Source organism: Pseudomonas sp. CCNWLW23 (assembly GCF_037095675.1).
Taxonomy (GTDB): domain Bacteria; phylum Pseudomonadota; class Gammaproteobacteria; order Pseudomonadales; family Pseudomonadaceae; genus Aquipseudomonas; species Aquipseudomonas atacamensis.
In genome coordinates this window covers 39,760-54,725 of sequence record NZ_JBAWKM010000009.1, presented here as the reverse complement: position 1 = coordinate 54,725, position 14,966 = coordinate 39,760, and the positions used below count along the sequence as shown (strand labels likewise).

Here is a 14,966-nt window from a genome sequence, read left to right as displayed (position 1 = left end):
GGCACCATTGTATAGATAGAAGCTGGACATGCAGGCGCGGATTTGCGCCTCCCGTCTGGTAGAATCGCGTTTTTCAGGGTCGCAAAATGTACGCTTGCCACCCAATTCGTATCCGTAAGCGCCGCCGAGCGCAGAGAGAGCCTGTATGACCGTCAACCTCAAAACCCCCGAGGACATCGCTGGCATGCGTGTCGCCGGCAAACTGGCCGCCGATGTGCTGGAAATGATTGCCGAACATGTCAAACCGGGCGTGACCACCGATCAGCTCAACCAGATCTGCCACGACTACATCGTCAATGTGCAGCAGGCCATCCCTGCCCCGCTCAACTACAAGGGCTACCCGAAGTCGATCTGCACTTCGATCAACCATGTGGTCTGCCACGGCATCCCTAACGACAAGCCGCTGAAAAACGGCGACACCCTGAACATCGACGTCACGGTGATCAAAGACGGCTACCACGGTGATACCAGCCGCATGTTCCACGTCGGCGAAGTGCCGGTCTGGGCCGAGCGTCTGTCGCAGGTCACCCAGGAATGCATGTACAAGGCGATCGAGATCGTCAAACCCGGCTGCCGCCTCGGCGACATCGGCGAAGTTATCCAGAAGCACGCGGAAAAGAACGGTTTCTCGGTGGTGCGCGAGTTCTGCGGTCACGGCATCGGCAAGGTCTTCCACGAAGAACCGCAGATCCTGCACTACGGTCGCGCCGGTACCGGTATGGAACTGAAGGCCGGCATGACCTTCACCATCGAGCCGATGATCAACCAGGGCAAGGCCGACACCAAGGTTCTGGGCGACGGCTGGACCGCGATCACCAAGGACCGCAAGCTCTCGGCCCAGTGGGAACACACCCTGCTGGTCACCGACACCGGCTACGAGATTTTCACTTTGCGCAGCGATGACACCATCCCGCGTATCTCGGCCTGACACCCAGAACGCTCCCAGCCTATAGAAGGAAAGCCAATCGATGCCGCAGGTGGATCCCGAACTCTTCGACCGCGGCCAGTTCCAGGCTGAACTGGCCCTCAAAGCGAGTCCTATCGCGGCGTTCAAGAAGGCGATCCGCCAGGCCCGCGAGGTCCTCGACACGCGTTTTCGCAATGGCCGCGACATCCGCCGGCTGATTGAGGACCGCGCCTGGTTTGTCGACAATATCCTGCAAAAGGCCTGGGAGCAGTTCAACTGGAGCGAAGACGCCGACATCGCTCTGGTGGCGGTGGGCGGCTACGGTCGCGGCGAACTGCACCCCTACTCCGATATCGATCTGCTGATTCTGCTCGACAGTGCCGACCACGAAGTTTTCCGCGATTCCATCGAGCGTTTTCTGACGCTGCTTTGGGACATCGGTCTGGAGGTCGGCCAGAGCGTGCGCTCGGTCGACGAATGCGCAGAAGAGGCCCGCGCCGACCTGACTGTGGTCACCAATCTGATGGAAAGCCGCACCATCTGCGGCCCCGAGCGCCTGCGCCAGCGCATGCTCGACGTCACCAGCACCGCGCACATGTGGCCGGCCAAGGAGTTCTTCCTGGCCAAGCGTGCCGAGCAGAAGGCTCGCCACCACAAATACAACGACACCGAGTACAACCTCGAACCGAACGTTAAAGGCTCGCCCGGTGGCCTGCGCGATATTCAGACGATCCTTTGGGTCGCCCGCCGTCAGTACGGCACCCTGAACCTGCGCGCCCTCGCTGGCGAAGGCTTTCTGGTCGAAAGCGAAAACGCCCTGCTCGCCTCCTCCCAGGAATTCCTCTGGAAAGTGCGCTACGCGCTGCACATGCTCGCCGGCCGTTCCGAAGACCGCTTGCTGTTCGATCATCAGCGCACCATTGCCGGCCTGCTCGGATTTGAAGGAGACGACGCCAAACAGGCGGTCGAAAACTTCATGCAGCAGTATTTCCGCACCGTGATGAGCATCGCCCAACTGAGCGATCTGATCATCCAGCACTTCGAGGAAGTCATCCTCGCTCCGGAAGACGAAGCACCGCCGCAACCGATCAATTCGCGCTTCCAGTTGCATGACGGTTACATCGAAGCGCGCAATGACAACGTGTTCCGCCGCACGCCGTTCGCCATGCTGGAAATTTTCGTGCTGATGGCCCAACAGCCGGAAATCAAAGGCGTGCGCGCCGACACCATTCGTCTGCTGCGAGAACATCGTCATCTGATCGATGACAACTTCCGTAACGATATCCGCAACACCAGCCTGTTCATCGAGCTGTTCAAGTGCAAGATCGGCATCCATCGCAATCTGCGGCGGATGAACCGTTACGGCATTCTCGGGCGCTACCTGCCCGAGTTCGGTTTTATCGTCGGGCAGATGCAGCACGACCTGTTCCACATTTATACGGTCGATGCGCACACGCTGAATCTGATCAAGCACCTGCGCAAACTGCAGTACACCCAGGTCTCGGAGAAATTTCCGCTGGCGGCCAAGCTCATGGCCAAGCTGCCCAAGCCTGAGCTGATCTACATGGCCGGTCTGTATCACGATATCGGCAAGGGCCGGCATGGTGATCACTCGGAGATCGGCGCGGTCGATGCCGAGGCGTTCTGCCAGCGTCACCAGTTGCCGGTGTGGGACAGCCGCCTGATCGTCTGGCTGGTGCAGAACCATTTGGTGATGTCCACCACTGCGCAGCGCAAGGATCTGTCCGACCCGCAGGTGATCCACGATTTCGCCCAGGCGGTCGGCGACGAAACCCGCCTCGACTACCTCTACGTGCTGACCGTGGCCGATATCAACGCGACCAACCCGACGCTGTGGAACTCATGGCGCGCCAGCCTGCTGCGCCAGCTTTATACCGAGACCAAGCGCGCCCTGCGCCGGGGTCTGGAAAACCCGGTGGATCGCGAAGAACAGATCCGCCAGACGCAAAGCGCGGCGCTGGACATTCTGGTGCGCGGCGGCACCGATCCGGACGACGTCGAGCAGCTGTGGGCGCAATTGGGCGATGACTATTTCCTGCGTCACACCGCCGGCGATGTAGCCTGGCACAGCGACGCGATCCTGCAGCAACCGGTGGATGGCGGGCCGCTGGTGCTGATCAAGGAAACCACCCAGCGCGAGTTCGAGGGCGGCACGCAGATCTTCATTTATGCACCGGACCAGCATGACTTCTTCGCCGTGACCGTGGCGGCGATGGACCAGCTCAACCTGAACATTCACGATGCCCGGGTCATCACCTCGAGCAGCCAGTTCACCCTCGACACCTACATCGTGCTCGACAACGAAGGCGAATCGATCGGCGACAATCCGGCGCGGATCAAGCAGATCCGCGAAGGCCTGACCGAAGCGCTGCGCAACCCGGACGACTACCCGACGATCATCCAGCGCCGGGTGCCGCGTCAGCTCAAACACTTCGCCTTCGCTCCGCAGGTCACCATTCACAACGACGCCCAGCGTCCAGTGACCGTGCTGGAGCTGACCGCGCCCGACCGGCCGGGCCTGCTGGCGCGGGTCGGGGGGATTTTCCTCGAGTTCGACCTGTCGCTGCAGAACGCCAAGATTGCGACCCTGGGCGAGCGCGTGGAAGACGTGTTCTTCATCACCGACGCGCACAACCAGCCGCTGTCCGATCCGCTGCTGTGCAGCCGTCTGCAGGATGCGATCGTCGAACAGTTGAGCGTCAATCAGGAACCGGATATCAAACTTTCGCGGATCAGTATCTGAATCACCCGTTTATCCGTGTGAATGCAGCCCATGCCTTCCTCCGGTACATACAATCCCCTGTGGCAAGGGGATTTATCCCCGTTCGGCTGCGAAGCAGTCGTAAAACCTGTGTATGCGGACATTCAGTTGAACCGCAGTGAATGGTTTTGGGGCCGCTGCGCAGCCCAACGGGGATAAATCCCCTCGCCACAGAAAGCTCTTGAGCATTTAAAAGAGGCCCCCATGAACAACGCTCTGAACCAGCTCCAGCCGTACCCGTTCGAAAAGCTCCGCGCCCTGCTCGGCAGCGTTACGCCGAACCCGGACAAACGCCCGATCGCCCTGTCGATCGGCGAGCCGAAACACCGTTCGCCGAGCTTTGTCGCCGAAGCGCTGGCGAACAGTCTGGATCAGATGGCGGTGTACCCGACCACCCTCGGCATCCCGGCCCTGCGCGAAGCCATCGCCGGCTGGTGCGAGCGTCGTTTTGGCGTGCCGAACGGCTGGATCGATCCGGCGCGCAATGTGCTACCGGTCAACGGCACCCGTGAAGCGCTGTTCGCCTTCACCCAGACCGTGGTCAACCGTGGCGACGATGCGCTGGTGGTCAGCCCGAACCCGTTCTATCAGATCTACGAAGGCGCCGCGTTCCTCGCCGGGGCCAAGCCGCATTACCTGCCATGCCTGGATGAAAACGGCTTCAACCCGGACTTCGACGCAGTAGCGCCGGAGATCTGGCAGCGCTGCCAGATTCTGTTCCTGTGCTCGCCGGGCAATCCGACCGGCGCGCTGATTCCGGTCGAGACTCTGAAGAAGTTGATCGCCCTGGCTGATCAGTACGACTTCGTCATTGCCGCCGACGAGTGCTACAGCGAACTGTACTTCGACGAGCAAACTCCACCGCCGGGCCTGCTCAGCGCCTGCGTCGAACTGGGCCGCAATGACTTCAAGCGCTGCGTGGTCTTCCACAGCCTGTCCAAGCGCTCCAACCTTCCGGGCTTGCGCTCAGGCTTTGTTGCCGGCGATGCCGACATCCTCAAGGGCTTCCTGCTCTATCGCACGTACCACGGCTGCGCGATGCCGGTACAGACTCAACTGGCCAGCGTTGCCGCGTGGAATGACGAAGTGCATGTGCGCGCCAACCGTGCGCTGTATCGCGAGAAGTTCGATGCGGTGCTGAACATCCTCAGCCCGGTCATGGACGTACAGCGCCCGGACGGCAGCTTCTATCTGTGGCCGAATGTGCAGGGCGATGATGCGGCGTTCTGCCGTGATTTGTTCGAGCAGGAGCATGTGACCGTGGTGCCGGGCTCGTACCTGTCTCGCGATGTCGATGGCGTCAATCCGGGGGCGGGCCGCGTGCGCATGGCGCTGGTTGCGCCGCTGGCGGAATGTGTCGAGGCCGCCGAAAGAATACGCGCATTCGTTACTCGCCAACAGTAACTTTCAAGTGTCCGCATCAGGCCACCTGATGCGGACTAAAAAAAAGAAACGCTACCTTACAACCCCCTCCTTTACTCCTCAATACACTAACTAATAACCTACCCCCCGCAACAACCAACTTACAAACTACAAGTTTTTAACCACTAACTTGCAGTCAACCCTGGATAAAAACCTCAAAGGAATTGACCATGTACAAAACCAGACCCTGTCTGAATCTTGAAATAGAAGATCCAGTTGCCAGCTTTCGAGCGGCCATCAATGAAAACTCGAAAAATATTTCGTACACCAACAACTCAGGCCTGACCTCCCGGACCATGGCACTCAATGCAAAGTGTTGGCACCCGAGCCGCCATCTGACCATTTCGTTTATGGACAACCCACCCGCCTCGCTGAAAGAAGCGATAAAGAGCCATATATGGGAATGGGCGGACTATGTCAGCCTCACCTTTAGCTTCATCGATAGTAAAGACGGCGTAATCCGAATTACAACCGACACTACTCAAAACGCTTCGCAAATTGGCACCGACGCACTAACAGTCGCGGCAGGAAAACCCACGATGTTCATATACGCGCGACCGGGAGATGCGGATTTTCGCACGGTAGTAATACATGAGTTCGGTCATGCGCTCGGTTTTCATCATGAGCATCTGCACCCTGATGCTAACATTCCCTGGAACAGACCGAAGGTCTATCAGGAATATGCGGAAAAATGGGGAATGGATAAGCAAAGCGTGGACCTGAACATTTTTACACCGATAGACGAGGCGATCACCGTCACCCCATACGATCCGACTTCAATCATGCATTATCCTGTCGAGAAGGAACTAACCGATGGGAAGTTTGAGATACCGATGAACACGGAAATAAGTTGGCAGGACAAACGCATCTGCGCACATTTTTATCCGATCGAAATTCCTGACGGCGGCTCTTGCGAATCCCCTTGAATCGCCATCAGGAATCATCTCGTGCTACGACTTGACCTGGCCCAGATTGGCCTCGCTCAAATCCAGTTCCCCGAGCACTTCTCGCAACACGTCATCACCGATCTGGTGCTGACGACTGAGGCTGTAGAGTTCCAGACGCTGCGCGCGCAGCGCTTTCAAGCGCAAACGCCGTTCAAGCAGATCCATCTGGAATGCCAGCGCCTGAGCCTCGGCGGAATCATTGAACACATCAAGTTGATGGCGATATTCGGACATGATCCGCGCCTTGAGCTCCGCTGCCAGCGCCGCTTGAGCGGCATCCTGCGGGACCACTTCTTCGCTTTCCAGCGAGTGAATCGCCGCTTCGGCTGTCTTGCGCCAAGCGTCGCGCACTTCCTGACGACGCTTGTCGTCAGGACTTTTGTCGATGCCGCGCAGCAGCAAGGGCAGCGCGATACAGGCCGAGACCAGCGACAGCAGAATCACCCCGGCAGCAATGAAGATCAGCAAGTCGCGCTCAGGAAAAGCCTCGGCGCCGATCAGCATCGGCACCGACATCACGCCTGCCAGCGTCACTGCCCCGCGCACACCGCCCACCGTCAGCAACCAGCATGAACGCGCCGTCGGCACTTGGGTCAGCTCGCCCTTGCCGCGCACTCGGCGCAGCAACACCGACAAGCGCCAGATGCTCTGCACCCAGATGAACCGCAGCAGCACCAGCGCGACGAAAATCGCCAGCACATCGAGGCAGCGATAGAACAGCGTTGGCCACAGCGTCGGCTCATGGCTGACCACCGCCTTGATGATGTCTGGCAATTGCAGGCCAAGCAGCAGGAAGATCAAGCCATTGAACGCAAATTCGAGCAGCGCCCAGACGCTGCGATTAAGCAATCGCGTGCTGGTCTGGCGCGGCAGCAGGTCGAGCCAGCTTTGCATCATCCCCGCCGCCACCGCCGAAAGAATGCCCGAAGCGCCCAGACGTTCAGCCAGTACGTAAGCGGCGAACGGCAGCAGCAACATGAACACCACGTGAGTGGCCGGATCGTCCCAGCCACGGGCGATCATCCACGCGCGCAGGCGCCCGACCAGCCAGCTCAACGCTACACCGACCGCCAGACCACCGAGCGCGACCGCGACGAAGGTCAGACTGGCGTTGGTCAACGAAAACACGCCCGTGACCGCTGCAGCGAGGGCGAACTTGAAGGTCACCAGGCCTGAGGCATCGTTCATCAGGGCCTCGCCCTGGAGGATATGCATCAGCGGCGTGGGGAGACGGTTCTGCGAAATCGCTGAAACCGCCACGGCGTCCGTCGGTGACAAAACCGCTGCAAGGGCGAAGGCCACCGGCAGCGGAATCGTCGGCAACAGCCAATGAATGAAATAACCGGCACCGACTACGGTGAACAGAACAAGGCCGACGGCCAGGGTCAGGATCGGTCCACGCAATTGCCAGAAGGCGCGTTTGGGCATGCGCCAGCCATCGGAAAACAGCAGCGGCGGCAGGAACAGAAACAGGAACAATTCGGGATCGAGGGCGACGTGCAGGCCAAGCGTCGGCCAGGCGAGCAAGGCACCGGCAGCAATTTGCACCAGCGGCAACGGCAGCGGGATGACCCGCCCGACCAGTCGCGAGACGCTGACCAGCATCAGTAGGATGAGGACGGTGTAAGCAGTTTGCATAAAACCAGAATCTCAGGCGATCGACAGCGTTGAACTGCCATATTAGCGCCTTAGGCTGTGGCTGACCGTTGCACCTATGTCGCAGGGCCGCAAGCGACACCCTTGTGGGAGCGAGCCTGCTCGCGAATGCGGTGTGTCATTCAGCACAGAAATTGACTGACAGGCCCCCTTCGCGAGCAAGCTCGCTCCCACAGGTTTCACAGCGTTACGACAACCGTGGCCGACGAAACCGTCCGGTCATGGCATAATCCGTCACCATTTTTTTCCAGCACCTGTAAAGGGGGCGATTCCTTGGCCGTTTCAAGTAAAACGTTGCACCTTTTCGGCATCAAAGCCTGCGACACCATGAAAAAGGCGCGCACCTGGCTCGATGAACACGCTGTCAGCTATGACTTTCACGATTACAAGACCGCCGGCATTGACCGTGAGCACCTGACCCAATGGTGCGACGAGCACGGCTGGCAAACCGTGTTGAACCGCGCCGGCACGACCTTTCGCAAACTCGACGACGAACGCAAAGCCGATCTCGACCAAGCGAAAGCCATCGAACTGATGCTCGCACAACCCTCGATGATCAAGCGCCCGGTGCTCGATCTCGGTGACCGAACCCTGATTGGCTTCAAGCCAGATATCTACGCGGCCGCTCTGAAGTAAGCAGCCCGTCACTCTTTGTAGAGGTATTCACATGTCCAATTCCCTGTTCAGCATCGCCTTTGGTGTCGGCACCCAGAACCGTCAAGGCGCATGGCTGGAAGTGTTCTACGCCCAGCCACTGCTCAACCCTTCGGCCGAACTGGTCGCGGCTGTTGCGCCGATCCTCGGTTACACCGAAGGCAACCAGGCCATCACCTTCACCACCGCCCAGGCTGCGCAACTGGCTGAAGCCGTGAAAGGCATCGACGCCGTGCAAGGCAAGCTGCTGACCCGCCTGGCCGAAAGCCACAAGCCGCTGGTCGCCACGCTGCTGGCCGAAGACGCGCAACTGACCTCCACGCCTGAGGCCTACCTCAAGCTGCATCTGCTCTCGCACCGTCTGGTCAAGCCGCACGGCGTGAGCCTGGCCGGTATCTTCCCGCTGCTGCCGAACGTGGCGTGGACCAGCCAGGGCGCGATCGACCTGAGCGAACTGGCGGAAATGCAACTCGAAGCACGCCTGCGCGGCGAGCTGCTGGAAGTGTTCTCGGTGGACAAGTTCCCGAAAATGACCGACTACGTGGTACCGGCCGGCGTGCGTATCGCTGATGCTGCACGTCTGCGTCTGGGCGCCTATGTCGGCGAAGGCACCACCGTGATGCACGAAGGTTTCATCAACTTCAACGCTGGCACCGAAGGCCCGGGCATGATCGAAGGCCGCGTTTCCGCTGGCGTCTTCGTCGGCAAGGGTTCGGACCTGGGCGGCGGTTGCTCGACCATGGGCACCCTGTCGGGCGGTGGCAACATCGTGATCAAGGTCGGCGAAGGCTGCCTGATCGGCGCCAACGCCGGTATCGGTATTCCGTTGGGCGACCGCAACACTGTGGAATCGGGCCTGTACGTGACCGCTGGCACCAAGGTTGCGCTGCTCGACGAAAACAACAATCTGGTCAAGGTTGTGAAAGCACGTGAGCTGGCCGGTCAGACTGATCTGCTGTTCCGTCGCAATTCGGAAACCGGTGCTGTGGAATGCAAGACCCACAAATCGGCGATCGAACTGAACGAAGCGCTGCACGCTCACAACTAAGCGCTGTAGGCCTGTGGGAGCGAGTCTGCTCGCGAAGCTTTTGGCGTCCTCAAGGACGCTTTCGCGTGCAGGTTCGCTCCCACAAGGTTTGGCGTACACCCCGCCCAATTTCACAGGGCTGAACCCATGATGATCCCCTCCCCCTGGCGCGCCGATTTCCCGGCCATCGCCGCGCTGCAACGGCAAGACCAGACCTATCTGGACAGCGCCGCCACCACGCAAAAACCCCAGGCCCTGCTCGACGCACTGACGCATTACTACGCCAACGGCGCGGCCAATGTGCATCGTGCGCAACACCTGCCCGGTGCCCACGCGACGCAAGCGTTCGAAGACAGTCGGCGCAAGGTTGGCCAATGGCTGAATGCCGGTGACAGCGGGCAAATCATCTTCACCCACGGCGCCACCAGCGCGCTGAATCTGCTGGCTTATGGTCTGGAGCCTCTGTTTCAGCCGGGCGATGAGATTGTCATCAGCGCCCTGGAGCATCACGCCAACCTGCTGCCGTGGCAGCAACTGGCGCAACGTCGCAACCTGAAACTGGTGATCCTGCCGCTGGATGCCGACGGCCTGATCGACCTCGGCGCTGCCGTACACCTGATCGGCCCGCGCACGCGTTTGTTGGCGGTCAGCCAGTTGTCCAATGTGCTCGGCGCCTGGCAGCCACTGACCGCTTTGCTGGGCATGGCCAAGGCGCAGAACGCGCTGACCGTGGTCGATGGTGCGCAAGGTGTGGTGCACGGTCGGCATGATGTACAGGCGCTGGGTTGCGACTTCTATGTATTTTCCAGCCACAAACTCTACGGCCCCGATGGCCTCGGCGTGCTGTTCGGGCGCAACGCTGCGCTGGAGCAATTGCAGCATTGGCAGTTCGGCGGCGAGATGGTGCTCGACGCCAACTACCAGGATTCGCGCTTCCGCCCGGCGCCGTTGGGGTTCGAGGCAGGCACACCGCCGATCGCCAGTGTCATCGGCCTCGGAGCGACCCTCGACTACTTGGCCGGTTTGGATCAGGACGCCGTATCTGCCCATGAAGCGGCACTGCACGACTATCTGCTGCGCGGCCTCGCCGCACGCAACGGCATTCGCCTGCTCGGCAAGCCGCAACTGGCGCTGGCCAGTTTTGTCGTCGAAGGCGTGCACAACGCTGATCTGGCGCACCTGCTCACCGAACAAGGCATTGCCGTGCGCGCGGGGCATCACTGCGCCATGCCATTGATGAAAAGCTTCGAACTGGCCGGCGCGATTCGCGTGTCGCTGGCGCTGTATAACGACTCGGAAGATCTGGAGCGCTTTTTCGAGGCGCTGGATCAGGCGCTGGAGATGTTGCGATGAGCCTGCCGGTTGAAGCGGCTGAGGCGCTGCAGATCTTTCAGAATGCGGCTGGCTGGGAACAGCGGGCGCGGTTGCTGATGCAGTTCGGCGATCGCTTGCCGGCGCTGGATGACGCGCAAAAGTGCGAGGCCAACCGGGTGCATGGCTGTGAGAGTCAGGTGTGGCTGGTCGGGGATTTGCGCGACGGACACTGGCAGTTCAAGGCAAGCAGCGATGCGCGGATGATTCGCGGGTTGGTGGCGTTGCTGCTGTTGCGGGTCAACGGCTTGTCGGCAGTGGAGCTGCAGCAGGTGGATTTGCCGGAGTGGTTCAATCAGCTGGGGTTGTCGCGGCAGTTGTCGCCTTCGCGCAGTAATGGCTTGAATGCGGTGCTCCAGCGGATGAATGAGTTGGCGCGCTAATCGCCTTCGCGAGCAGGCTCGCTCCCACAATTGGAGTACGTTTCCCTGTGGGAGCGAGCCTGCTCGCGAAGAAGCCAGCAGCCCCAACATCAAGCCTGAGGTTTTACTCGGTCTGAAGGGCGCCGCACCCCCGCCACAATCTTGTCCACAGCCTTGGTCGCCGCGACCATGCCAAATGTCGCGGTAACCATCATCACCGCGCCAAACCCGCCGGCGCAGTCGAGCTTCACGCCATCGCCGACAAAACTCTTCTGCAGACAAATGCTGCCATCCGGTTTCGGGTAGCGCAGCTGTTCGGTGGAAAATACGCACGGCACGCTGTAGTGGCGGGTCACGGTGCGGGAGAAGCCGTAGTCACGACGCAAGGTCGAGCGCACTTTCGAAGCCAGCGGATCGTTGAAGGTGCGGTTCAGATCGCAGACCTGAATCAACGTCGGATCGATCTGCCCGCCCGCCCCGCCGGTGGTGATGATTTGGATCTTGCGGCGTTTGCACCAGGCGATCAGCGCCGCTTTGGCGTTCACCGCATCGATGCAGTCGATCACGCAGTCGATGTCCGGCGTAATGTATTCAGCCATTGTGTCGCGGGTGACGAAATCGGCCACGGCGTGCACCGTGCAATCAGGATTGATCCCGCGCAGACGCTCGGCCATCACCTCGACCTTGGGTTTGCCGACGGTGCTGTCCAGCGCATGCAACTGGCGGTTGGCATTGCTGACGCAGACGTCGTCGAGGTCGAACAGCGATATCTCGCCAACCCCGCAACGGGCCATGGCTTCCGCCGCCCAGGAACCGACGCCACCAACGCCGACGATCGCCACATGGGCGGCGCGCAAGCGTTCCAGGCCCTCGATGCCATACAAACGGGCGATACCTGCAAACCGCGGATCTTCTGTACTCATGACCATTACCCCAAAAACCGGCGCGCATTATAGGGCTACGCAGCGACAAGTTTTAAGCTGCAAGCGACAAGTGTAAGAACTTAAGTCAGAGACGGCTGCCCAACGTCAGGCATTTTCCCGTCAGTTGTACGGCTGGTTAACCGCCGGTGTAGGATGCGCGCCCCTCGGGCGTCTATCCGACCGATCCTTCGTTCCACAGCCTTTGGAACCCGAAACAGCTATGTCATCGCGTAAATTTGGACTCAACCTGGTGGTGGTGCTGGCCATCGCTGCCTTGTTCACCGGTTTCTGGGCGCTGGTCAATCGCCCGGTCACGGCACCGAACTGGCCGCAGCAAATCTCCGGCTTCTCGTATTCGCCATTCCAGCAGGGGCAATTCCCACAGAAGGATCAGTATCCCTCTGACGACGAAATGCGCCGTGACCTGGAAATCATGAGCAAGCTGACCGACAACATCCGTATCTATTCGGTTGACGGCTCGCTTGGAGACATCCCGAAACTGGCTGAAGAATTCGGCCTGCGTGTCACCCTCGGCATTTGGATCAGCCCGGACCAGGAACGCAACGAACGGGAAATCACCAAAGCCATCGAGCTGGCCAACACCTCGCGCAGCGTCGTGCGCGTGGTGGTCGGCAACGAGGCGCTGTTTCGCGAGGAAATCACCCCGGAAGCGCTGATCGTTCTGCTGGATCGGGTGCGCGCTGCGGTAAAAGTACCGGTGACCACTTCCGAGCAATGGCACATCTGGGAGAAATACCCGCAACTGGCCAAGCACGTTGACCTGATCGCCGCCCACGTCTTGCCCTACTGGGAATTCATTCCGGTGGACAAGGCCGGCCAGTTCGTCTTCGACCGTGCCCGCGATCTGAAAAAACTCTTTCCGAAAAAACCGCTGCTGCTCTCCGAGGTCGGCTGGCCGAGCAATGGTCGCATGCGCGGTGGCGCCGATGCCTCGCCGGCAGATCAGGCGATTTACCTGCGCACACTGGTCAACAAGCTCAATCGCCAAGGCTTCAACTACTTCGTGATCGAAGCGTTCGATCAGCCGTGGAAGGCCAGCGATGAAGGTTCGGTCGGCGCCTACTGGGGCGTGTTCAACGCCGCGCGCCAGCAGAAATTCAATTTCGAAGGCCCGGTGGTGGCGATTCCGCAATGGCGCGTGCTGGCCATCGGCTCGGTGGTGCTGGCGTTGCTGTCGCTGACCCTGCTGATGATCGACGGCTCGGCCCTGCGCCAGCGTGGTCGCACGTTCCTGACGTTTATCGCGTTCCTCTGCGGTTCGGTGCTGGTGTACATCGGTTACGACTACAGCCAGCAATACAGCACGTGGTTCAGCCTCACGGTCGGATTCCTCTTGGCGCTCGGTGCGCTCGGGGTATTCATCGTCCTGCTCACAGAGGCCCATGAACTGGCCGAAGCGGTGTGGATTCACAAGCGCCGGCGGGAATTCCTGCCGGTGCTGGGCGATTCTGATTACCGGCCGAAAGTGTCGATCCACGTGCCGTGCTACAACGAGCCGCCAGAGATGGTCAAACAGACCCTCGACGCACTGGCCGCGCTCGATTATCCAGACTTCGAAGTCCTGATCATCGACAACAACACCAAGGACCCGGCGGTGTGGGAACCGGTGCGCGATTACTGCGCAACCCTCGGCCCGCGCTTCAAGTTCTTCCACGTTTCGCCGCTGGCCGGTTTCAAGGGCGGCGCGCTGAATTACCTGATTCCGCATACCGCCAAGGACGCCGAAGTCATTGCCGTGATCGACTCCGATTACTGCGTGCACCCGAACTGGCTCAAGCACATGGTGCCGCACTTCGCCGACCCGAAAATCGCCGTGGTGCAGTCGCCGCAGGATTATCGCGACCAGAACGAAAGCACCTTCAAGAAGCTGTGCTACGCCGAATACAAAGGCTTCTTCCACATCGGCATGGTCACTCGCAACGACCGTGACGCGATCATTCAGCACGGCACCATGACCATGACCCGCCGTTCCGTGCTGGAAGAATTGGGCTGGGCTGACTGGTGCATCTGTGAAGACGCCGAACTCGGCCTGCGCGTATTCGAGAAAGGCCTGTCGGCGGCGTATTACCACGACAGTTACGGCAAGGGCCTGATGCCGGATACCTTCATCGACTTCAAGAAACAGCGTTTCCGCTGGGCCTATGGCGCGATCCAGATCATCAAGCGCCACACCCGCAGCCTGCTGCGCGGCAAGGACACCGAACTGACTCGCGGTCAGCGTTATCACTTCCTCGCTGGCTGGCTGCCGTGGGTCGCCGATGGCATGAACATCTTCTTCACCGTCGGCGCCCTGCTATGGTCGGCGGCGATGATCATCGTGCCGCAACGGGTCGATCCGCCGTTGCTGATTTTCGCCATCCCGCCACTGGCGCTGTTCGTGTTCAAGGTCGGCAAGATCATCTTCCTTTATCGCCGCGCCGTCGGTGTGAATCTGAAAGATGCGTTCTGCGCGGCACTGGCGGGGCTGGCGTTGTCGCACACCATCGCCAAAGCGGTGCTGTACGGTTTCTTCACCAGCAGCATTCCGTTCTTCCGCACGCCGAAAAACGCTGACAACCACGGCTTCTGGGTGGCGATCAGCGAGGCTCGCGAAGAGTTGTTCATCATGCTGTTGCTGTGGGGCGCGGCGCTGGGGATCTTCCTGGTGCAGGGCATTCCGAGCAATGACATGCGCTTCTGGGTGACCATGCTGCTGGTGCAGTCGCTGCCGTATCTGGCTGCGCTGATCATGGCGTTCCTGTCGTCGCTGCCCAAACCTGTGGCCAAGGCTGAGCCGGCACCGGTCGTCTAAATCCGCAACGCAGCACTAAACGGCGGCCAATGGTCGCCGTTTTGCTTTAAGATAACCGCCATTTTGCGGGCGCTCTCCTATCCCTGTGGGAGCGAGCTTGCTC

Annotated in this window: 11 protein-coding genes; 9 read left to right on the top strand and 2 right to left on the bottom strand. The window is 60.2% G+C overall.

Going from position 1 to position 14,966, the window contains the following annotated elements; translation table 11 throughout:
- Window positions 1–145: 145 nt before the first annotated feature.
- The 4 genes from map to V8J63_RS13495 all read left to right on the top strand — a co-directional run bounded on the left by map (window position 146) and on the right by V8J63_RS13495 (window position 6,037).
- Window positions 146–928, top strand: coding sequence for a type I methionyl aminopeptidase (gene map, locus V8J63_RS13510; protein WP_024011828.1), 783 nt, complete (start codon window positions 146–148; stop codon window positions 926–928).
- A 40-nt stretch (window positions 929–968) separates the two neighbouring features.
- Window positions 969–3,671 carry a [protein-PII] uridylyltransferase gene (locus V8J63_RS13505; protein WP_016771478.1) on the top strand — a complete coding sequence of 901 codons (2,703 nt, stop codon included), beginning with the start codon at window positions 969–971 and terminating at the stop codon, window positions 3,669–3,671.
- Window positions 3,672–3,893: 222 nt separating this feature from the next.
- Window positions 3,894–5,093, top strand: coding sequence for a succinyldiaminopimelate transaminase (gene dapC / locus V8J63_RS13500; protein WP_125925188.1), 1,200 nt, complete (start codon window positions 3,894–3,896; stop codon window positions 5,091–5,093).
- Between the two features lie 188 nt (window positions 5,094–5,281).
- The gene (locus tag V8J63_RS13495) at window positions 5,282–6,037 is read left to right on the top strand and encodes a M12 family metallopeptidase (protein ID WP_125917998.1); all 756 of its coding nucleotides are present in this window, start codon (window positions 5,282–5,284) and stop codon (window positions 6,035–6,037) included.
- A gap of 24 nt (window positions 6,038–6,061) precedes the next feature.
- Here the strand turns inward: V8J63_RS13495 and V8J63_RS13490 are convergent, their stop codons facing one another.
- Complete coding sequence (locus V8J63_RS13490; RefSeq protein WP_130927475.1) at window positions 6,062–7,696, bottom strand: Na+/H+ antiporter; 1,635 nt, start codon at window positions 7,694–7,696, stop codon at window positions 6,062–6,064.
- A 291-nt stretch (window positions 7,697–7,987) separates the two neighbouring features.
- Between V8J63_RS13490 and V8J63_RS13480 the strand changes: the two genes are divergently transcribed.
- From V8J63_RS13480 to V8J63_RS13465, 4 genes are all read left to right on the top strand, one after another.
- Complete coding sequence (locus V8J63_RS13480; protein ID WP_038860603.1) at window positions 7,988–8,350, top strand: ArsC family reductase; 363 nt, start codon at window positions 7,988–7,990, stop codon at window positions 8,348–8,350.
- 31 nt (window positions 8,351–8,381) lie between these two features.
- Window positions 8,382–9,416, top strand: a complete 1,035-nt coding sequence (dapD, locus tag V8J63_RS13475) for a 2,3,4,5-tetrahydropyridine-2,6-dicarboxylate N-succinyltransferase (RefSeq protein ID WP_041478134.1) — start codon at window positions 8,382–8,384, stop codon at window positions 9,414–9,416.
- A 126-nt stretch (window positions 9,417–9,542) separates the two neighbouring features.
- Window positions 9,543–10,748, top strand: coding sequence for an aminotransferase class V-fold PLP-dependent enzyme (locus tag V8J63_RS13470; RefSeq protein WP_123443056.1), 1,206 nt, complete (start codon window positions 9,543–9,545; stop codon window positions 10,746–10,748).
- Window positions 10,745–11,149 carry a SufE family protein gene (locus V8J63_RS13465; RefSeq protein WP_207808997.1) on the top strand — a complete coding sequence of 135 codons (405 nt, stop codon included), beginning with the start codon at window positions 10,745–10,747 and terminating at the stop codon, window positions 11,147–11,149. Before V8J63_RS13470 ends, V8J63_RS13465 begins: the two co-directional genes overlap by 4 nt.
- Window positions 11,150–11,238: 89 nt before the next feature.
- On the opposite strand, the gene tcdA is transcribed toward V8J63_RS13465, so the two are convergent.
- Window positions 11,239–12,057: a tRNA cyclic N6-threonylcarbamoyladenosine(37) synthase TcdA gene (gene tcdA / locus V8J63_RS13460; protein WP_264364595.1), complete on the bottom strand. Its 819-nt coding sequence runs from the start codon at window positions 12,055–12,057 to the stop codon at window positions 11,239–11,241.
- 214 nt (window positions 12,058–12,271) lie between these two features.
- On the opposite strand from tcdA, the gene V8J63_RS13455 reads away from it, so the two are divergent.
- A complete protein-coding gene (locus V8J63_RS13455; protein ID WP_056783195.1) occupies window positions 12,272–14,863 on the top strand; it encodes a glycosyltransferase in 2,592 nt (863 codons plus the stop codon).
- Window positions 14,864–14,966: the final 103 nt, after the last annotated feature.

What these genes read in the sequence shown, in the direction of transcription:
- V8J63_RS13490 (WP_130927475.1), bottom strand. Translation starts at nt 7,696, where the DNA reads ATGCAAACTGCTTACACCGTCCTCATCCTACTGATGCTGGTCAGCGTC.
- map (WP_024011828.1), top strand. Translation starts at nt 146, where the DNA reads ATGACCGTCAACCTCAAAACCCCCGAGGACATCGCTGGCATGCGTGTC.
- tcdA (WP_264364595.1), bottom strand. Translation starts at nt 12,057, where the DNA reads ATGGTCATGAGTACAGAAGATCCGCGGTTTGCAGGTATCGCCCGTTTG.
- V8J63_RS13465 (WP_207808997.1), top strand. Translation starts at nt 10,745, where the DNA reads ATGAGCCTGCCGGTTGAAGCGGCTGAGGCGCTGCAGATCTTTCAGAAT.
- dapD (WP_041478134.1), top strand. Translation starts at nt 8,382, where the DNA reads ATGTCCAATTCCCTGTTCAGCATCGCCTTTGGTGTCGGCACCCAGAAC.
- V8J63_RS13470 (WP_123443056.1), top strand. Translation starts at nt 9,543, where the DNA reads ATGATGATCCCCTCCCCCTGGCGCGCCGATTTCCCGGCCATCGCCGCG.
- V8J63_RS13455 (WP_056783195.1), top strand. Translation starts at nt 12,272, where the DNA reads ATGTCATCGCGTAAATTTGGACTCAACCTGGTGGTGGTGCTGGCCATC.
- dapC (WP_125925188.1), top strand. Translation starts at nt 3,894, where the DNA reads ATGAACAACGCTCTGAACCAGCTCCAGCCGTACCCGTTCGAAAAGCTC.
- V8J63_RS13505 (WP_016771478.1), top strand. Translation starts at nt 969, where the DNA reads ATGCCGCAGGTGGATCCCGAACTCTTCGACCGCGGCCAGTTCCAGGCT.
- V8J63_RS13495 (WP_125917998.1), top strand. Translation starts at nt 5,282, where the DNA reads ATGTACAAAACCAGACCCTGTCTGAATCTTGAAATAGAAGATCCAGTT.